General features: G+C 68.3%; 17 protein-coding genes. All 17 read right to left on the bottom strand.

Features of this window, described 5'->3' with window-relative positions; genetic code table 11:
* Window positions 1–40: 40 nt before the first annotated feature.
* Entirely contained in the window at window positions 41–604 is a 564-nt protein-coding gene (gene sufT, locus HPA02_RS11285) for a putative Fe-S cluster assembly protein SufT (RefSeq protein WP_371832427.1), read from the bottom strand.
* Between the two features lie 31 nt (window positions 605–635).
* Complete coding sequence (locus HPA02_RS11280) at window positions 636–1,889, bottom strand: cysteine desulfurase (protein ID WP_146803299.1); 1,254 nt, start codon at window positions 1,887–1,889, stop codon at window positions 636–638.
* A gap of 3 nt (window positions 1,890–1,892) precedes the next feature.
* Window positions 1,893–3,239, bottom strand: coding sequence for a Fe-S cluster assembly protein SufD (sufD, locus tag HPA02_RS11275; RefSeq protein ID WP_146803298.1), 1,347 nt, complete (start codon window positions 3,237–3,239; stop codon window positions 1,893–1,895).
* Window positions 3,236–3,988 carry a Fe-S cluster assembly ATPase SufC gene (gene sufC, locus HPA02_RS11270; RefSeq protein ID WP_146803297.1) on the bottom strand — a complete coding sequence of 251 codons (753 nt, stop codon included), beginning with the start codon at window positions 3,986–3,988 and terminating at the stop codon, window positions 3,236–3,238. Before sufC ends, sufD begins: the two co-directional genes overlap by 4 nt.
* A 178-nt stretch (window positions 3,989–4,166) precedes the next feature.
* Window positions 4,167–5,609 (bottom strand): Fe-S cluster assembly protein SufB, encoded by a 1,443-nt coding sequence (gene sufB / locus HPA02_RS11265; protein WP_146803296.1) that lies wholly within the window; start codon window positions 5,607–5,609, stop codon window positions 4,167–4,169.
* Between the two features lie 46 nt (window positions 5,610–5,655).
* A complete protein-coding gene (locus HPA02_RS11260) occupies window positions 5,656–6,123 on the bottom strand; it encodes an SUF system Fe-S cluster assembly regulator (protein ID WP_146803295.1) in 468 nt (155 codons plus the stop codon).
* A 524-nt stretch (window positions 6,124–6,647) separates the two neighbouring features.
* Window positions 6,648–7,943 (bottom strand): adenylosuccinate synthase, encoded by a 1,296-nt coding sequence (locus tag HPA02_RS11255; RefSeq protein WP_146803294.1) that lies wholly within the window; start codon window positions 7,941–7,943, stop codon window positions 6,648–6,650.
* A 92-nt stretch (window positions 7,944–8,035) separates the two neighbouring features.
* Entirely contained in the window at window positions 8,036–9,217 is a 1,182-nt protein-coding gene (locus HPA02_RS11250; RefSeq protein ID WP_146803293.1) for an ATP phosphoribosyltransferase regulatory subunit, read from the bottom strand.
* A 234-nt stretch (window positions 9,218–9,451) separates the two neighbouring features.
* Complete coding sequence (gene hflC / locus HPA02_RS11245) at window positions 9,452–10,333, bottom strand: protease modulator HflC (protein ID WP_146803292.1); 882 nt, start codon at window positions 10,331–10,333, stop codon at window positions 9,452–9,454.
* Window positions 10,334–11,554 (bottom strand): FtsH protease activity modulator HflK, encoded by a 1,221-nt coding sequence (hflK, locus tag HPA02_RS11240; protein ID WP_146803291.1) that lies wholly within the window; start codon window positions 11,552–11,554, stop codon window positions 10,334–10,336.
* Between the two features lie 78 nt (window positions 11,555–11,632).
* The gene (hflX, locus tag HPA02_RS11235) at window positions 11,633–12,952 is read right to left on the bottom strand and encodes a ribosome rescue GTPase HflX (protein WP_146803290.1); all 1,320 of its coding nucleotides are present in this window, start codon (window positions 12,950–12,952) and stop codon (window positions 11,633–11,635) included.
* 14 nt (window positions 12,953–12,966) lie between these two features.
* A complete protein-coding gene (gene hfq, locus HPA02_RS11230) occupies window positions 12,967–13,212 on the bottom strand; it encodes an RNA chaperone Hfq (protein ID WP_146803289.1) in 246 nt (81 codons plus the stop codon).
* 116 nt (window positions 13,213–13,328) lie between these two features.
* The gene (gene miaA / locus HPA02_RS11225; protein ID WP_146803288.1) at window positions 13,329–14,270 is read right to left on the bottom strand and encodes a tRNA (adenosine(37)-N6)-dimethylallyltransferase MiaA; all 942 of its coding nucleotides are present in this window, start codon (window positions 14,268–14,270) and stop codon (window positions 13,329–13,331) included.
* A complete protein-coding gene (gene mutL, locus HPA02_RS11220; protein ID WP_146803287.1) occupies window positions 14,270–16,225 on the bottom strand; it encodes a DNA mismatch repair endonuclease MutL in 1,956 nt (651 codons plus the stop codon). The genes miaA and mutL overlap by 1 nt, the downstream gene beginning before the upstream one ends.
* Before the next feature lie 71 nt (window positions 16,226–16,296).
* Window positions 16,297–17,748: an N-acetylmuramoyl-L-alanine amidase gene (locus HPA02_RS11215; RefSeq protein ID WP_146803286.1), complete on the bottom strand. Its 1,452-nt coding sequence runs from the start codon at window positions 17,746–17,748 to the stop codon at window positions 16,297–16,299.
* A 36-nt stretch (window positions 17,749–17,784) separates the two neighbouring features.
* Window positions 17,785–18,255: a tRNA (adenosine(37)-N6)-threonylcarbamoyltransferase complex ATPase subunit type 1 TsaE gene (gene tsaE / locus HPA02_RS11210; protein WP_146803302.1), complete on the bottom strand. Its 471-nt coding sequence runs from the start codon at window positions 18,253–18,255 to the stop codon at window positions 17,785–17,787.
* Between the two features lie 3 nt (window positions 18,256–18,258).
* The gene (locus HPA02_RS11205; protein WP_146803285.1) at window positions 18,259–19,755 is read right to left on the bottom strand and encodes an NAD(P)H-hydrate dehydratase; all 1,497 of its coding nucleotides are present in this window, start codon (window positions 19,753–19,755) and stop codon (window positions 18,259–18,261) included.
* Window positions 19,756–19,797 lie beyond the last annotated feature (42 nt).

Below are 19,797 nucleotides of genomic sequence, written 5' to 3'. Positions count from 1 at the left end.
GCCTGGTCTGGCCATCGCTCGCCGACTTTTCAGACAGAGCTTAGAACATGCCAAGTTCCAGCTTGGCCTCGTCGCTCATCATCTCACGGCTCCAGGGCGGATCGAAGACGATATCCACGTGCACCTGGCTGATCTGCGGCGCACCGAGGATCTTGTTGCGGGCATCGGCGGCGATCACGTCGCCCATGCCGCAACCCGGGGCGGTCAGGGTCATGCGAATGGTGACGATCCGCTCGCCGCTGATCAGCCGCTCGATACGGCAGCCATAGACCAACCCCAACTCGACGATATCGACGGGGATCTCCGGGTCGAAGCAGGTGCGCAGCTGCTCCCAGACGAAGGCCTCGATCTCGTCATCCGTGGCGTCCTCGGGCAGCGTGGGCCGCGGCAGGGCTTCGAGTCCCAGGGCATCCAGGTTGGCGCCCTCCACCAGGTAGAGGCGCCCCTCATGGGCCACGCTCACCGAGCTGCCCTTGGCCTGCATCACCGAGACGACGCTGTCCTCGGGCAGGGTAATGGTCTTGCCGAAAGGGATGGAGATCACCGCCACGTCCCGCTGCAACGGCAGCTCCTGCCCCTTGTGCAAGCCCTCCAGTTGTTCCATCGCCGACATCTCCCGCTCCTCTGACGTTCGCTTAGCGCACCATGCCGATCACCCGCTCCAGGGCGGCCACGAAGGCGTCCACCTCGTCGAGGGTGTTGTAGGCGGCGAAGGAGGCACGACAGGTCGCATCGACGCCGAACTGGGCCAGCAGCGGCTGTGCGCAATGGTGGCCGGTGCGAATCGCCACCCCCAGCTGATCGATCAGCAGGCCGATGTCCTGAGCATGGGCCCCGTCCACCACGAAGGAGAGCACCCCGGCCTTGTCCGGAGCGGTGCCGAGCAGGCGCAGGCCATCGATGCGCGACACCCCCAGGGTGGCACGCCTCAGCAACTGGTCTTCCCAGGCGCCGATGGCCTCGAGGCCGGTGGCGGTGACCCAGTCCAGGGCCGCGCCCAGGGCCACGCCCTCGGCGATGGCCGGGGTGCCGGCCTCGAACTTGTGGGGCACCGGGGCATAGGTGGTGCCGGCCTCGAAGGAGACGGTGGCGATCATCTCGCCGCCGCCCTGCCAGGGACGCATCGCCTCGAGCAGCTCGAGGCGCCCGTAGAGGGCGCCGATGCCGGTAGGGCCATACACCTTGTGACCGGAGAAGGCGTAGAAGTCGGCGCCGATGGCCTGGACGTCCACCACCTGGTGCGGGGTCGCCTGGGCGCCATCCACCAGGATCAGGGCACCATGGCGATGAGCCTCCTCGGCCAGCTCGCGCACCGGGTTGATGGTGCCGAAGGCGTTGGAGACATGGTTCACCGCCACCAGCTTGGTGCGCTCGCTGAACAGGGTCCGGTAGGCGGCGAGGTCCAGCACGCCGCGTTCGTCCACCGGGATTACCCTGATGACGATGCCGAGCTCCTCGGCCAGCAGCTGCCAGGGCACGATATTGGAGTGGTGCTCCATGCGCGACACCAGCACCTCGTCGCCGGCGCGCAGGTGGGCCCGACCCCAGCCATTGGCCACCAGGTTGATGGCCTCGGTGGTACCCCGGGTGAAGACGATCTCGCGGCGATCGGCGGCGCCCAGGAAGTCGCGAACCTTGTCGCGGCTGCCCTCGTAGGCCGCGGTGGCCTCGTCGGCCAGGGTATGCAGGCCGCGATGGATATTGGCGTTGAGCCGCCGGTAGTAGTCATCCAGGCAGTCGATGACCTGGATCGGCGTCTGGCTGGTGGCGGCGTTATCCAGATAGATCAGCGGCTTGCCATGGACTTCCCGATCGAGGATCGGGAAGTCGCGGCGCACTCGGGCCACATCCAGCACGGTCGCCTCGGCGGGCGCGGCGAGATCGCTCATGGCTTACTCCTCGTGCAGGGCCACGGCGGCTTCCACCAGCCCGGCCAGGTTGAAACGCTCCGGCAGCTTGCCGGCCACGGCCAGCTCGACCCGCTCGGCCACGGCGTCGATGGCCACCTGCTCCATCACCTCGCCGGCGAAGGCCAGGGTCAGCAGGCCCCGGGCGGTGGCCTCGTCGATGCCCCGGGCGCGCAGGGCGAAGACCGCCTCTTCGTCGAGCTGACCGGTGGTGGCGCCATGAGAGCACTTGACGTCGTCGGCGTAGATCTCAAGCTCCGGCTTGGTATCGATCTCGGCCCGGTCGGAGAGCAACAGGTTGGCGTTGTTCTGGTGGGCCTCGATCTTCTGGCTATCCCGCTTGACGATCACCTTGCCGTTGAAGATGCCGCGGGCGCGGTCGTCGAGGATGCCCTTGTAGTTCTCATTGGAGAAGGTCAGGGGCGCATTGTGATTGACCAGGGTATGGGTATCCAGCAACTGGCGTCCCTGGCCGAAGAACAGGCCGAAGAAGTTGGCCTCGGCGCCCTGGCCGTTGAGGTCGCTGACGATATCGTTGCGCGCCAGGGCCCCGCCCAGGTTGAGGTTGAAGGAGGTGAAGCGACTGTCCCGGGCCTGATCCACGTGCAGGCTGGCGATGTGGTGATCGGTCTGGGGCAGCTCCTGGAGCTTGTAGTGGGTGAGGATAGCCCCCCGCTCCAGCAGCACCTCGCTGACCAGGTTGGAGAAGTTGGCGGCGCCCTCCTCGCCCACCTGGTGCTCGATCAGGGTCGCCTGGCTGCGTGCGCCGGCCGTTACCAACACCCGCGGATGGCTCATCCGCGGCGTCGCCCCGGCGCTGGAGAGAAACTGCAGGACGATGGGGCGCTCCACCACCGCGCCGGGGGCCAGGCGGATCACCGCGCCCTCCTCGGCGAAGGCGGTATTGAGGGCCGTGAAGGGCGAGAAGTCGACCCCGGCCAGGCGCCCCAGGGCGCCGCCCACCGCCTCGTGGTTGGCGGCCAGGGCCTGGGAGAGCCGCTCGACGCTGACCCCGGCGGACAGCTCGCCCAGGTCGGAGAGGGCCGGAGCGAAGACGCCGTCGACGAAGCTCAGCCGATGCGCCGCGATGGGCAGGGTCAGGGCGGCGGCGCTGGCCGGCGAGAAGTCCGCCGACTCGGCCAGGGCGAAATCGCCCCGGGCGATGCCGCGCACGTCGGTGTATTTCCAGGCCTCCACCTTGCGGTCCGGGAAGCCCAGCGCCTCGAAGCGTGCCGCGCCCGCCTGGCGCCGGGCGGCGATCCAGGTGGGCTCGGCGCCGCGGGCCGCGGCGCGCTCGCTCAGGCGGTCGAGAAAGCCTTGTACCTCACTCATGCCGCGGACTCCTCCAGCACCCAGTCATAGCCCCGTGCCTCGAGCTCCTTGGCCAGCTCGGCATCGCCGGACTTGACGATGCGGCCGTCCACCAGCACATGCACCACGTCGGGGGTGATATGGTCGAGCAGGCGCTGGTAGTGGGTGACCATCAGGATGGCGCGATCGGCGGCGCGCAGGGAGTTGACGCCGTCGGCCACCACCTTCATGGCATCGATGTCGAGGCCGGAATCGATCTCGTCGAGCAGCGCCAGCTTGGGCTGCAGGACCAGCATCTGCAGGATCTCGTTGCGTTTCTTCTCGCCGCCGGAGAAGCCTTCGTTGACGGCGCGCTGCAGGAAGCTGGCGTCCATCTTCATAAAGGCGATCTTCTCCTTGATCAGCTTCATGAACTCCGGCGCCGGGATCTCGCCCAGCCCCTCGGCCTCGCGCTTGGCGTTGAGGGCCGCCTTGAGCAGGTAGATGTTCTTCACTCCGGGAATCTCCACCGGGTACTGGAAGCCCAGCAGCAGGCCTTTGCGTGCGCGCTCCTCGATCTCCATCTCCAGCACGTCCTGGCCGTCGAAGGTGATGCTGCCCTGGGTCACCTCATAGCCCTCCTTGCCGGCGATCACCGCCGATAGGGTCGACTTGCCGGCGCCGTTGGGGCCCATGATGGCGTGCACCTGGCCCGCCGCGACGGTGAGGTTGAGGCCCTTGAGGATATGCTTGCCCTCGACCGTGACGTGGAGATCCTTGACTTCGAGCATCGTGACTACCTTTTGATCTGGCCAGCCGCCGCGGCGACTGGGGAAACGTTATATGGCTTGACGGCTGACTAGGCGCGTTATAAGCGACGGTTTTGGGACGCTGGCCGGCCTCGCGAGGGAAGCCTTGCGCCCGCTGAAGCGGGCTCCTACTGGAGGCCGGCGTCGTGCAGCCGTCTCCTTAACCGACGGCACCTTCCAGGGTGACATTCAGCAAGGCCTCGGCCTCCACCGCGAACTCCATCGGCAGCTCCTGGAAGACGTCCTTGCAGAAGCCGTTGACGATCATACTCACCGCGTCCTCCTCGGAGATGCCCCGGCTCTGGCAGTAGAAGAGCTGGTCCTCGCCGATCTTCGAGGTGGTGGCCTCGTGCTCCACGGTGGCGGTGGCGTTGCCGATCTCCTGGTAGGGGAAGGTGTGGGCGCCACACTGGTCGCCGATCAGCAGGGAGTCGCACTGGGTGAAGTTGCGCGCGCCCTTGGCCCGCGGCCCCACCTTGACCAGGCCACGGTAGGCCTGGTTGCTACGGCCGGCGGAGATCCCCTTGGAGATGATGCTGGAGCGACTGCCCTCGCCCAGGTGGATCATCTTGGTGCCGGTATCGGCCTGCTGGCGGCCGTTGGTCACCGCCACGGAGTAGAACTCGCCGATGCTGTCCTTGCCGCGCAACACGCAGGAGGGGTACTTCCAGGTGATGGCGGAGCCGGTTTCGACCTGGGTCCAGCTGATCCGCGAGCGGTCGCCGCGGCAGTCGCCGCGCTTGGTGACGAAGTTGTAGATGCCACCCTTGCCGTCCTCGTCGCCGGGGTACCAGTTCTGCACCGTGGAGTACTTGATATAGGCGTCCTCCAGGGCCACCAGCTCGACCACCGCGGCGTGGAGCTGGTTCTCATCGCGCTGGGGCGCGGTGCAGCCCTCCAGGTAGGAGACCTGGGCGCGACTCTCGCAGACGATCAGGGTGCGCTCGAACTGGCCGGTGTTGGCGGCGTTGATGCGGAAGTAGGTGGACAGCTCCATGGGGCAGGTCACGCCTTCCGGGACGAAGACGAAGGAGCCGTCGGTGAAGACCGCCGAGTTGAGCGCCGCGAAGTAGTTGTCCGAGGTGGGCACCACGGTGCCCAGGTACTGTTTGACCAGCTCCGGGTGCTCACGGATCGCCTCGGAGATGGAGCAGAAGATCACCCCGGCCTCGGCCAGCTTCTCCTTGAAGGTGGTGGTCACCGACACCGAGTCGAAGACCGCGTCCACCGCCACCCCGGCCAGCGCCGCCCGCTCGTGCAGGGGGATGCCCAGCTTCTCGTAGGTCTCGAGCAGCTTGGGGTCGACCTCGTCGAGGCTCTGGGGACGATCCTCGGGCTTCTTGGGGGCGCTGTAGTAGGAGATCGCCTGATAGTCGATGGGCGGATAATCGAGGTGCGCCCAGGAGGGCGGCGTCATCTTCAGCCATTGATGGTAGGCCTTGAGACGCCACTCGAGCATCCACTCCGGCTCACCCTTCTTCTGGGAGATAAAGGCGATGGTGCCCTCGTCGAGACCCGGCGGCACCGTATCGCTCTCGATATCGGTCACGAAGCCCTGCTTGTAGTCGCGACGGACCAGCTGTTCCATTTCCTCACTAGCCATGGTCTTTCCCCCTCCCGGGCGGTTGCGTTCGAGCCCTTTGGGCAATTCAGGTGTCGGCGGTGGCGCCCAGATCGATGCTCTGGATGGGCAGCCGGACCGGTAATTTGATGGGCGCGGTCTGGGCCAGGTGGGCCAGGGTCACGCTATCGAGCAGGGTGCGCACCGCCAGCGAGACGCGCTGCCAGTTGTCGGCCACCCCGCAAGTGTCGAGCAGGTCACAGTCGCCATCGCTCTGACTGCACTCGGTCATGGCCACGGGGCCCTCGATGGCGGTGATGATGTCGATGGCGGTGATCTCGTGGGCCGGCCGCGCCAGGCGATAGCCGCCCTGGGCGCCGCGCTGGGACTCCAGGAGCCCGGCCTTGACCAGCATCTTCAGGGTCTTGCTGACGGTGGGATGTGGCAGCTTCACCGCCTCGGCCAGCTCCGCCGCCGCATGGGGCTGCTGCGGCTGGCGGGCGATCTGGGCCATCACCACCGCGGCGTAGTCGGTCAGCCTGGAGAGCTTCATCATGCCGTTGTTCCTACCCCCGTGACGGGCACCCCGCAGGCACCCCACTCGAATTGGGTACCATTTTAGTCCTCTATGGTTCGGCTTGTGAAGAGGGGCGACGCAAAACGCCATGATCGACGCCGGTTCGACGGCGTTCGAATCATTAACGCCAATTATTCTCATTGGCAATGCCTATCGACCGCCCACGAAAAAGGGCGCCCCGGGGCGCCCTCTTCAAGTAGATCTTCCAGCACTTGGGCCACCCTCACTGGAATGGCCGAGGGGCGCTGGGGGCAGCCCGGAGCGAAGCGTCTTTTTCAGGGACGAAAAAGTCGAGCGCCCATGGACGGGTTCACAGCGTCTTCGCGCAGTGGCCTGCCCCCAGGGTAGCCCCGGGCCTCAGCGCCGGAGGCTTTGCCAGCCTTATCCCTCGAACGGGTTGCGCACCACGATGGTCTCGCTGCGGTCCGGGCCGGTGGAGAGGATATCGGTCTGGAGAGAGCGCCCACAGGGCACCCTCTCGTTGACCCTCTGGAACCGGCGGCTCAGCCCTCGAACGGGTTACGCAGCACGATGGTCTCGTTGCGATCCGGGCCGGTGGAGATGATATCGATGGGCGTGCCCACCTGCTGCTCCAGGTAACGGATATAGGCGCGGGCGTTCTCCGGCAGGTCTTCCAGGCGCTTGGCACCCAGGGTCGACTCGCTCCAGCCCGGCAGGTCCTCGTAGACCGGCTCGATGGCCTCGTACCCCTCGGAGTCCACCGGGGCATCCAGGACGTCGCCGTCCTTGCTGCGATAGCCCACGCAGACGCGGATATTCTCCAAGCCATCGAGGACGTCGAGCTTGGTCAGACAGAGGCCGGAGACGGAGTTGATCTGCACCGCATGGCGCAGGGCCACCGCATCGAACCAGCCACAGCGGCGGGCACGGCCGGTAGTGGCACCGAACTCGTGGCCCTTCTCCGCCAAATGGCGGCCGAACTCGTCGAACAGCTCGGTGGGGAAAGGCCCGGAGCCGACCCGGGTGGTGTAGGCCTTGGTGATGCCCAGCACGTAGTCCAGGTAGAGGGGGCCGACGCCGGAGCCGGTGGCGGTGCCGCCGGCGGTGGTGTTGGAGCTGGTCACGAAGGGGTAGGTGCCGTGGTCGATATCCAGCAGCGAGCCCTGGGCACCCTCGAAGAGGATGTTCTCGCCCTTCTTGCGGAAGTCGTGCACCAGGCTGACCGCGTCGCAGACCATCGGACGCAGCTCCTCGACCATCTCCATGGCTTCGTCCAGCACCTGCTGGAAGTCCACCGGGGCCTCGCCGTGGTACTGGGTCAGCACGAAGTTATGGTAGTCGAGCACCTCGCCCAGCTTGGAGGCGAAGCGCTCGCGATGCAGCATGTCGCCCAGGCGCAGGCCGCGACGCGCCACCTTGTCCTCGTAAGCCGGGCCGATGCCGCGGCCGGTGGTGCCGATCTTGGCCACGCCACGCGCCTTCTCGCGGGCCTGATCCAGGCGCACATGATAGGGCAGGATCAGCGGACAGGAGGGCGACAGGCGCAGGCGCTCGCGCACTGGCACGCCCTTGGCCTCCAGCTCGCGGATCTCCTTGATCAGCGCCTCCGGCGACAGCACCACGCCATTGCCGATCACGCAGGTCTTGTCGTCGCGCAGGATCCCGGAGGGAATCAGGTGCAGGACGGTCTTCTCGCCGTCGATGACCAGGGTGTGGCCGGCATTATGGCCACCCTGGAAGCGCACCACGGCGCTGGCCGACTCGGTCAGCAGGTCGACGACCTTGCCCTTGCCTTCATCACCCCACTGGGTGCCCAGTACGACTACGTTCTTGCCCATTGCTCTCGTCTCTTGATCGAAGAATCCGCCAATAGCACCCCGGCGGCGTCGGCGCAACTCACGCGACGGGTACCGGGTGCCTCGCATTCCGTTCAGGCCAGGGGGGAGACCTGCCAATCCTCGCCCAGGCGCACCAGCCGGCGATTGCAGCGGTGCTCGGCCGGGCCGGTTCGCTGACCGGGCAGCGCCTGGATCACCCGCTCGCCGTCCTGGCGCAGCCGCGCCACCACCTCGGCCAGGACCGCGTCCTCCTCGGCGGGGGCCCAGATGCCATCGCAGGGGGGCTCGTCCACCGCCAGGGAGGCCAGCAGCTTGAGGTCCATGGAGAAACCGGTGGCCGGACGCGCGCGCCCGAAGACCCGCCCGGTATCATCATAGCGCCCGCCCTTGGCCAGCGCCTGGCCATAGCCCGGCACATAGGCGGCGAACATCATGCCGGTGTGGTACTGATAGCCGCGCAGCTCGGCCAGGTCGAAGTAGAGGGTTACCTGCGGGTAATCGGCGGCCACCCCGGCGCAGAGTTCGCGCAGCTGATCCAGGGCGGCGCCCACCGGTGCCGGCGCCTCGGCGAAGGCCTCGCGGGCCTGCTCGAGCACCTCGGGACCGCCATGCAGGTGGACCAGCGCCAGGAACATCTCGGCCAGGGCCGGATCCTCAACGCTCTCGGCGACCCGCGCCGCCACTTCGCCCGGCGACTTCAGCTCCAGGGCCTCGAAGAGCGCCCGCTCGCGGGCCGGCTCCAGGTCGGCGGCCTGCACCAGGCTGCGATAGATACCGATATGCCCCAGGGCCAGGTGCATCTCGTCCGCCCCGGCGGCAGAGAGCGACCCCAGGGCCAGGCGCAGGACCTCCAGGTCGGCCTCGAGACCGGCATGGCCGAACAGTTCCAACCCCACCTGCACCGGGCTGCGACCGCCCTGATGCTGGTCGGCGGTGGCACGCAGCACATTGGTGCAGTAGCAGAGCCGCACCGGGCCCTGGCGATGCAGGGAGTGGGCATCCATGCGCGCCACCTGGGGGGTGACGTCGGCGCTGACGCCCATCATGCGGCCGGTCAGTTGATCGGTGAGCTTGAAGGTCTGCAGCTCCAGGTCGGTGCCGGTGCCGGTCAACAGGGAGTCGAGGAACTCCACGGGCGGCGGCATCACCTGGTCATAGCCCCAGCGATGATAGAGATCGAGCAGCGCGCGACGCAGCTCCTCCATCCGCGCCGCCTGAGGCGGCAGCACTTCGTCCATGCCGTCGGGAAGCAGCCAGCGGTCAGCGATGGTCATGTGTTCTGTCCTGCCAGTATTCGTTGGCCCGGGCGCGACGCGGCCACGTGCCGCCCGATAAGAAGGCCGGAAGAAGGCCCGGCATCTGCCTGCCGGGCCCCGTAGGGAGTCGGTTCCAGGCCCGGGATACGCCGATCTCGGGCCACAAAAAAACCGGGCCACGCCCGGTTTCGGGAGTCTACCACGTTTGGCCCCGGGATAAACCCCGGCGACCGCGATCGCCGGGGTGGGGCCTTACTCGCCCCCGCCCCTGGGGTCCCCGAGGTAGCGGAAGAAGTCGCTGGAGGGCTCCAACACCATCATGTTGCCGTCACCGCCGAAGGTCTCACGGTAGGCGTTGAGGCTGCGGTAGAAGGAGAAGAACTCCGCATCCTGCTGGTAGGCCTGGGCATAGACGGCCGCGGCTTCCGCATCACCCTCACCGCGCAGGGTCTCGGAGCGCTCGGTGGCCTGGGCCAGCAGCACCTGACGGCGGCGATCGGCGTTGGCGCGGATGCGCTCGGCCTCTTCCTGGCCCTGGGCACGCCACTCGCGGGCCTCCCGCTCGCGCTCGGAGCGCATGCGGTCGTAGACCGCCGCGGAAACGTCTTCCGGTAGGTCGATCCGCTTGACGCGCACGTCGAGGATGGCCACGCCCAGCTCGTCGCGGAGCAAGGCATTCAGGTCCTCGGTGGGCCCCGACATCAGCTCGTCGCGGCGCTCGGCGATGATCTGCTGCAGGTTGAGGCGACCGAACTCGTTACGCAGGCTCTCGTCCACCCGCGGCTGGATCAGGCGCACCGCCATCAGCTCGTCACCGGCGGTGGCCTCGTAGTAGCGGGTGGGATCGACCACCTGCCACTTGACGTAGGAGTCGACGATCACCGCCTTCTGCTCCAGGGTCAGGTAGCGGCTGGGGTCGGTGTCCAGGGTCAGCACCCGGGTGTCGAACTTGCGCACCGTCTGGGTGATGGGCACCTTGAAGTGCAGCCCAGGCTGGATGTTCTCCTCGATCACCTCACCGAAGCGCAGCTTGACCGCACGCTCGGTTTCATCGACCACATAGAGGCTGTTGCTGGCCAGCCAGGCGGCGGCGGCGAGGCCACCGACGATCAGCAAGGAACGGTTATTGATCACTTAGCGGCCCTCCCTGCGAATACCACTGCTCTGGTTGCCGGATGATGTCTGGCTACTGCTGCTGCGCAGGCGCTCCAGCACCTGGGGGTCGAGTCGCTCGTCCTGGTCATACTGCCCACTCGACGACGTCCGGCCGCTCGCGCCGGAACGCAGCTGATCCAGCGGCAAGTACATCAGCGGCGCGCTGTCGCTGACATCCAGCAGGACCTTGTCGGTGCCGCTCAACACCTCGCTGATGGCATCCAGGTAGAGGCGCTCGCGCATGATCTCCGGCGCGCTCTGGTACTCGGTCAGCAACGACAGGAAGCGGTTGGCCTGACCCTGGGCCTCGGCCACCACCGACTCGCGATAGCCCTGACCCTGCTCGATGATGCGCTGGGCCTGGCCCTGGGCGGCGGGAATCACCGCATTGGCGTAGGCGATCGCCTCGTTGATGGTGCGCTGGCGATCCTCGCGGGCGCGGATCACGTCATCGAAGGCATCGATCACCGGCGCCGGCGCCGAGGTGGACTCGATGTTGATGGTCTGCAGACGAATACCGGTGCCGTAGCTGTCCAGGTAGGACTGCAGGCGGCTGGCCACGGAACTGCCCAGGATCTCACGGCCCGAGGTGAGGATATCGATCATCTCGGTGCCGCCGACCACATGGCGCAGGGCACTGTCCAGGGCATTCTCGATGGAGAGCTGCGGGTTGCGCACGTTGAGCACGAAGTCCCGCGGACTGGCGACCAGGTACTGGGCCGAGATCTCCACCTCGACGATATTCTCGTCGCGGGTCAGCATCGACTGGGTCTGGGTCAGCGAGCGCACCCGGGTCACGTTGACCATGCGCACGTCGTCGATCAGCGGCGGATTCCAGTGCAAGCCGGGGCTGACCACTTCCTGGAACTTGCCGAAGCGCAGCACCACGCCGCGTTCGGACTGATCGACCAGGTAGAAGCCCGAGGCGGCCCAGATCGCCAGGGCCACGATGACCAGCAGGCCCGGCAAGGCGAATGTGTTGCGACGACCGCCGCCGCCCTTGCCGCCACGACCGCCGCCCTTGCCGCCACGGCCACCGAGCATGCCATTGAGCTTGTCCTGAAACTTCTTCAGCGCCTCGTCGAGGTCGGGCGGGCCCTGATTGCCCCCGTTACCACCGCCACCGCCGCCGCCACCGCGACGACCGCCCCCGCTCCAGGGGTCATGCTGCTTGCCACCACCAGGCTCATTCCAAGCCATACGTCGTCTCCACACTATGCATTGAATCCGTCCGCCGGAGGGTCGCTCTCACGCCCCTCCGTCTCAGCACAACGCTTTCTAGAGCTCCCACTCCGCGCGCGGCTCGCGCTGCGCCGGGGGCAGGTAGTCGTCGGCATTCTCGCCGAGACGCGCCATCAACTGCAAAAAATCGCGCCGTGGCAGGCGAATCTCGAGCCGGGTCTGGCCGTGCTCGTCGAAACGCTCCTGACGTACCGCGCCCAGCTCGTGCAGGGCGGCGCGCAGCCGCCCCTGAGCAGGGGCCAGGGTCAGCTCGGCATCCACCACGTCGCCGGCCAGGCAACCGGAGAGCGCCTCGCCGAGCAGCTCGAGCCCCTGGCCGCTCTGGGCCGAGAGCCATACCGCCTCGGGGCGCCCCTCGCCATCGCGCTCGATGCGCGGCGCGCTGTCCAGCAGGTCGATCTTGTTCATCACCCGCAGGCAGGGAATCGCGTCGGCGCCGATCTCCTTGAGCACCGCCTCCACCTGCTCCACGTTGAGCTCGCGGTCGGGGTCGGCGGCGTCGATCACATGCACCAACAGGGTCGCCTCGGCGGCCTCCTGGAGGGTGGCCCGGAAGGCCTCGACCAGCTTGTGGGGCAGGTGACGAATAAAGCCCACGGTGTCCGCCAGCACCACCGGCCCCACGTCGTCGATCTCGAGGCGACGCAGGGTCGGGTCCAGGGTGGCGAAGAGCTGGTCGGCGGCGTAGACGCCGGACTCGGTCAGGGCGTTGAACAGCGTCGACTTGCCGGCGTTGGTATAGCCCACCAGGGAGACGCTGGGGATCTCCGCCCGAGCCCGGGCGCGACGATTCTGGTCGCGCTGGCTGCGCACCTTGTCGAGGCGCTTGTGGATCGCCTTGATGCGCGCCCGCAGCAGGCGGCGGTCGGTCTCCAACTGGGTCTCACCGGGGCCACGCAGGCCGATACCGCCCTTCTGGCGTTCCAGGTGGGTCCAGCCGCGCACCAACCGGGTGGACATGTACTCCAGCTGGGCCAGCTCCACCTGCAGCTTGCCCTCGTGGGTACGCGCCCGCTGGGCGAAGATATCGAGAATCAGGCCGGTACGATCGAGCACCCGGCACTTGAGGCTCCGCTCCAGGTTACGCTCCTGGGAAGGACTCAGGCCGTGGTTGAAGATCACCAGCTCGGCATGATGCACCGCCAGCAGCTCGCGAAGCTCTTCGAGCTTGCCGCTGCCGATAAAGGTGCGGGGATCGGGCCGACTCCGGCTACCGTTAAGCAGGGTAGCCGGTTCGGCACCGGCGGAGCGCACCAGCTCCAGGAATTCACCCGGATCTTCGCGCTCGCGTTCGTCCTGGAAGTCGACATGGACGAGGACCGCCGTTTCACCGGCGTTGGGGCGTTCAAAAAACAATCACTACCTCGCGATCAAGAGTCCGGCGCCGCCGCGGGGTCCTGAGCCGGCAGGCGCACATTGCGGGACGGCACCACGGTGGAGATGGCGTGCTTATAGACCATCTGGCTCACGGTGTTGCGCAGCAGGATGACGAACTGGTCGAAGGACTCGATCTGACCCTGCAGCTTGATGCCGTTGACCAGGAAGATGGACACCGGAATGCGCTCCTTGCGCAGGATGTTCAGATACGGGTCTTGAAGGGACTGTCCTTTGGACATTTTGCTCTCCCTAACTGTCTCTAATTTTGCATTGATGTCATGTTATGTGGGCCACCGACCAGGGGCGGCCCGAGTATACGGCGCGGCAAGCGGCCAACCGAACACCGTATCTTACGCTAACTACTAAAGCGGCGCACGAGTTTCAGGACCCGCTCCAGGGCATCGCCCCGCTGCCCTTCCAGCCAGTGCAGTTCCGGCCAGCCGCGCAGCCAGGTCAATTGCCGTTTGGCCAACTGCCGCGTGGCCGCCGTGCCCTTGTCGATCAGGGCCTGGCGATCGTAGCGGCCGTCGAGATATTCCCAGGCCTGACGGTAACCGACGCAGCGCATGGAGGGCAGATCCAGGTGCAAATCGCCCCGCGCCTTCAGCGTCGCCACCTCGTCGAGGAAGCCCTGTGCCAGCATCGCCTCGAAGCGCCGGCCGATACGCTCGTGCAGGACGCGACGCTCGGCGGGCGCCACTCCTATCGACAGCGTGCGCCAGGGCAAGGTTTCTCGCCGCTGTTCCGCCCAGAGGGCGCTGAGCGGCCGCCCACTGAGACGGTAGACCTCCAGGGCGCGCAGCAGGCGCTGGCGATTGTGCGGATGCAGCTCGGCGGCGAGCCTCGGATCGACCCGCGCCAGCTCCTCGTGCAAGGCCTGTAGGCCGCGGCGCTCCGCCTCCGCCTCCAGCGCGGCGCGCAGCGCCGGGTCGGCGGCGGGCATCTCGGCCACCCCCTCCACCAGGCGCTTGAAGTACATCATGGTGCCCCCCACCAGCAGCGGAATCCTGCCGGCGGCGGTGATCTCGTGCATCGCCGCCAGGGCATCCTCGCGGAACTCGGCGGCGCTGTAGGCCTCGGCGGGGTCGCGGATATCCACCAGCCGATGGGGCGCCCGGGCCAGCTCCGCGGCCGAGGGCTTGGCGGTGCCGATATCCATGCCACGGTAGATCAGCGCCGAGTCGACGCTGATCAGCTCGCAGCCCAGGCGTTCATGCAGGGCGATGGCCAGATCGGTCTTGCCGGCGGCGGTGGGCCCCATCAGCAGGATCGCCGGCGGGCGGCGGGCGGCGCTCATCACTGCCCCCTCAAAAAGCGCTTGTCGAGCTCGTGCATCGACATCTCGAACCAAGTGGGCCGGCCGTGATTGCACTGACCGCTGCGCTCGGTGCGTTCCATGTCCCGCAGCAGGGCGTTCATCTCGGCGATCGATAGCTTGCGGTTGGCGCGCACGCTGCCATGGCAGGCCATGGTGGCCAACAGTTCGTTGATATGCGCCTCGAGGCGATCCGAGCGCCCGTAGCGTTCCAGGTCGCCGAGCATGTCGCGAATCAGCGGTTCGACGTCGGCCTCCGCCAGCAGGGTCGGCACCTGGCGCACCAGCAGGGTCTCCGGGCCGGCCACGTCGAGCTCCACCCCCAGGCGGGCGAAGGCCTCGCGCTCCGCCTCGGCGGTGGCCACCTCGGCGGCGCTGGCCGCCAGCGACACCGGCACCAGCAGCGCCTGGGCCTCCAGGGCCCCACCGTGGACCTGGGTCTTGAGCCGCTCATAGGTGATGCGCTCATGGGCGGCGTGCATATCCACCACCACCAGGCCGCGGCGCCCCTGGGCGAGGATATAGACCCCCTGCAGTTGGGCGATGGCATAGCCCAGCGGCGGCGCCTGGGTGGGGTCCTCCTCCGGCAGGCTCGGCCGCGGCGGCGCGCTCGGTATGGGCCGGAGAGAGGTGCCCTCGCCCCCCCCCGCCTCGCCGCGGGCCTGGGCCGCCGCCGCGCCACCGGGCGGCGCCGGCTGGGGCGTCAGCAGGCTCTCCTCATGATCCGGGTGCAGCGCCCGATAGCCGGCCATAAACTGGCGCACCTTGTCGGCCCCCGGGTGGCGCTCGCGTTCGTCGCCACCGCCCAGGGCCATGGGCTGCTGCTGCCAGCGGGGCGCCGCCTCGGCCACGCCCGGCGCCGCGACGGTCGTCGCCGCCTCGGCACCCGCCTCCACCGCTTCCTCGGCTTCCTGATGGCCGGGGCGGGCCTCGCCCAGGGCGCGATGCAGGCTGGAAAAGAGGAAATCATGAACCAGGCGGCCATCCCGGAAGCGCACCTCGTGCTTGGTGGGGTGCACGTTGACGTCCACCACGCTGGGGTCGAGCTCCAGGTAGAGCACGAAGACCGGGTGACGGCCGTGGAAGAGCACGTCCCGGTAGGCCTGGCGGATGGCGTGGGCGACCAGGCGATCGCGCACCACCCGACCATTGACGAAGAAATACTGCTGATCGGCCTGGGCCCGGGAGAAGGTGGGCAGCCCCACCCAGCCCCACAGGCGCAGGCCATTGGCCTCCAGGTCCAGGGCCAGGGCGTTCTCCAGGAACCCCTTGCCAAGCAGGGCAGCGATGCGCCGCTCGCGACCGGCGGCGTCCGCGGCGGGACGCAACTGATGCAGGGTCTTCTGGTTGTGGCGCAGGCTCCAGCCGATATCGTAACGGGATAGCGCCAGGCGCCGGAAGGCTTCCTCGGCGTGGCCGAACTCGGTCTTCTCGGTGCGCAGGAACTTGCGCCGTGCCGGGGTATTGAAGAACAGGTCGCGCACCGCCACCGTGGTGCCGCGCGGGTGAGGCGCCGGGGTCACCCGGGGCTCCATCTCGCGCCCCTCGGCCACCACCCGCCAGCCCGCCTGGGGGTCGTCGTCGGTATTGGAGATCAGCTCCAGCCGCGACACCGAGGCGATGGAGGCCAGCGCCTCGCCACGAAAGCCGAGGCTGGCCACGCCCTCCAGCTCCTCCAGGGAGGCGATCTTGCTGGTGGCGTGTCGGGACAGCGCCAGGGGCAGGTCCGCCTCGGCGATCCCCCCGCCATCGTCACGCACCCGGATCAGGCGCGCGCCGCCGGCCTCCAGTTCCAGCTCGATCCGCCGGCTGCCGGCATCCACGGCATTCTCCACCAGCTCCTTGAGTACCGAAGCGGGACGCTCCACCACCTCGCCGGCGGCGATCTGGTTGGCCAGCCGGGGATCGAGAATGCGGATGGGTCGCTGTTCTGACATATCACTCCATACCAGCGGCAGAGGGGATAAGGAAGGCAGAAGAGGCATGTCTTCCCTCTTCGCCGCGCTATCTAGGATTGCGGTATCCGCAGTACCTGGCCGACCCGGATCACATCGCCATTAATGGCATTGGCCTGCCGCAAGGCGCCGAGGGAGACCCGGTGCCGATCGGCGATCTCCGAGAGGGTATCGCCGGGTTGGATGCGGTATTCGTTACCGGCACCGCCGCGATTCTGGTCGCGCTGCCAGGCCAGCAGGCTGGTGGGGGGCGGGTTACGCTGGAAGTGCTCCTGCACCCCGGCGAAGATCGCCTCGGCCATGCTCAGCTGGTGACCGGGGTCGCGCAGGCGGCGCTCCTCGTCCGGGTTGGAGATAAAGCCGGTCTCCACCAGCAGGGAGGGAATGTCCGGCGACTTGAGCACCACGAAGCCGGCCTGCTCCACCCGCGACTTGTGCAGGCGATTGATCCGCCCCAAACGATCCAGCACCCGCCCCCCGATGGCCAGGGAGTCGTTGAGGGTGGCGGTCAGGGTGAGGTCCATCAGCACCCCGCGCAGCACCTCGTCATGGTCGTTGAGGGAGAGGTTGCCGTCGACACCACCGATCAGGTCGGCACGGTTCTCGCTGTCCGCCAGCCACTGGGCCGCCTCGGAGGTGGCGCCGCTCTGGGAGAGGGCATAGACCGAGCTACCCTGGGGGCGCGGGCTATTGAAGGCGTCGGCGTGTACCGAGACGAAGAAGTCGGCGCGCTGCTCCCGGGCGATGCGGATGCGCTGGCGCAGCCCCACATAGTAGTCGCCGTCGCGGATCATCACCGCGCGGAACCCCGGGGCCTCGTCCACCAGGCGCTGCAGCCGTCGGGCGATCTCCAGCACCACGTCCTTCTCGCGGGTCCCCGAGGGGCCGATGGCACCGGGATCCTCGCCGCCATGACCGGCATCCACGGCGATGATGATATCGCGCCGCGGATGGGGCTGGGCCGGTTGCCGCGCCACGGGCGCCTCGGTGGAGGCCGTCGACGCCGCCTCCCCCGCCCGGGCGGCCATCTCCTGCTCGCGGATCATCGATTCGATGGGATCGATGGGATCCTCCACGGCGCTCTCGCCGGGATACTCCAGGTCCACCACCAGGCGATGGCCGTATTGATCGTTGGGGGCCAGGGTAAAGTCCCGGGGCGCCACCTCGCGCTCCAGGTCGAGGACGATGCGCAGGTCGTCGCCGTCGCGCACACCGCTGCGCACGCCGCCGATGGCGCTACCGGAGAGGTCGAGACGCGCCGGATCCGCCGCCAGGCGCGTATCCGCCAGGTCGATCACCAGGCGTCGCGGGTTCTCCAGGACAAACACATTGGCCTCGGCGGGGGCCGAGAGGTCGAAGACCAGCCGCGCATGATCCGGGGCGGCCCAGAGGCGCAGGTTGTTGACCTCGGTGGCCTGCGCCGACGGCGCCAGCAGCAGCGCCAGGACAAACCAGGGCAGCAGCCGTCGGCGGAGTCGGCGAAATGGCAAGGCTCCAGGGATCATAGGGGGTTCCGGTCGTCCATGGGGAAAAGGGCTGCCTCAATCGGTCATGGGCCAGGCATCGGCGAGACGCGCCAACACCGCCTCGCCCCGGGCATCGCCGGCGACCAGGCTTGCCTCGCGTCCCGGCTCGGCCAGGCGCAGATGAATCTCCAGGGTCGCGGGCGGCAGCCAGCCCTCCCCGCGGCTGGGCCACTCCACCAGGCACAGGTCATCGTCATCGAAGAGGTCCCGGGCCCCGATAAACTCCAGTTCCTCGGGGTCGCCGAGGCGATAGAGATCGAAGTGGTAGAGGCGCCACTCGCCCAGTTCGTAGGGCTCCACCAGGGTATAGGTGGGACTCTTCACCGCCCCACGGTGGCCGTGGGCACGCAGGATGCCTCGGGTCAGGGTGGTCTTGCCGGCCCCCAGGTCGCCGCTGAGGTAGACGCGCCCCCGCCCTTCCAGGGCCCGCCCCAGTGCCTCGCCGAAGGCGACCTGCGCCTCTTCATCGAGCAGTCTGACCCGCATCATCTAGTTCCACCCTACCCCGTTGATCAAGCGTCGCGCATAGGATGCCAGATCGCCGGCCAGCAGACCACGCTCGCCCTCGGCCCGGGCGGCGAGATCCGCGGCCCGGGCATGCAGCAGCATGCCCACCTCGGCGGCGGCTCGCGGCGCCAGCCCCTGGGCCAGCAGGGCGCCCAGGATCCCGGAGAGGGCATCGCCCATGCCGCCGCTGGCCATGCCGGGGTTGCCGTAAGGGCAGAGCGCCAGGGGCGCCCCGTCATCCTCCCCCACCAGGCTGCCCGCTCCCTTGAGCAGCACCACGGCGGCGAAGCGCGCGGCGATCTCGCGCAGGCTACCGGCGCGGTCGGCCTGCACGCCGGCGGCGTCGCCGCCCAGCAGCCGCGCCGCCTCCCCCGGGTGGGGCGTGAGGATCCAGGCCGGCGGTCGTGCCTCGCTGAGTCCCCGAGCCAGCAGATTGAGGGCATCGGCATCCGCCACCAGCGGTTTGCCCGCCGCCAGGGTCGCCTGCAGCAGCCCCTGCCCCCAGGGCCCCTGCCCCAGCCCGGGGCCCACCACGATGGCATCGGCCCCCGCCAGCAGGGGCGCCAGCTCCGGCGCGCCTCGTACCCCATGCACCATCACCTCGGGACAGCGCACCAGGCTGGCGGTGACGTGCTCCGGCGCCGTGGCCAGGCTCACCTTGCCGGCCCCGAGCCGCGCCGCCGTCTCGGCGGCCAGCAGCGCCGCGCCACCGAAGCCCGGGGCGCCGCCGATCACCAGCAGGTGACCGCAGTCGCCCTTGTGGGCATCCCGAGGACGCGGCGCCACGACCTCGCCGATCAGCGCCTCGTCCAGGAGGCGGGCCACCGGCGCCAGGTCGCCATGGGCCTCGGCATCGACGCCGAGACGCTTGAAATAGCACTCACCGACTCGCGCCGGGCCGGCGCCGGTATGCAGCCCCAGCTTGTCGCCGATAAAGGTCACGGTAGCGCTGGCCGATACCGCCGCGCCCAGCACGGCGCCGCTATCGGCACAGAGTCCGGAGGGGATATCCACCGCCAGTACCGGCCGCCCGGCGGCATTGATCCGCTCGATGGCGCCCAGGAAGGGCTCGCGCACCTCGCCGCTGAGCCCGGTGCCCAGCAGGGCATCGACGATCACCTCGCCCTCGAGCCGCGCCTGGGCCGTCCAGGGGGTAATGATCACGCCCCTGGCCACGGCGAGCTCGGCGGCCCGGGCGGCATCGCCGACGAGGCGCTCCACCGGGCGCAGCGCCAGCAGCTGCACCTGGAGCCCCTCCGCGGCGGCCAGGGCCGCCATCACATAGCCATCGCCGGCGTTGTTGCCGGCGCCGCACAACACGCTGAGGTGGCGCGCCTCGGGCCAGCGCGCCCGCAGTACGCGATAGGCGGCCTGAGCCGCCTTGTGCATCAAAGCGAAGCCCTCGACACCGGCGGCGATGGTGCGCCGATCCAGTTCGCGAACCTGTTCGGCCAGATAGAGCGGCCTGCCTGGATTCATTGTTGCCTCCCTTCGCCATCGGAATAGATCTTGCTGAGGGGC

Source organism: Bisbaumannia pacifica (genome assembly GCF_007989625.1).
Classification (GTDB): Bacteria; Pseudomonadota; Gammaproteobacteria; order Pseudomonadales; family Halomonadaceae; genus Bisbaumannia; species Bisbaumannia pacifica.
The sequence above is the reverse complement of the archived record's forward strand: the minus strand, read 5'-3'. Positions and strand labels throughout refer to the sequence as shown.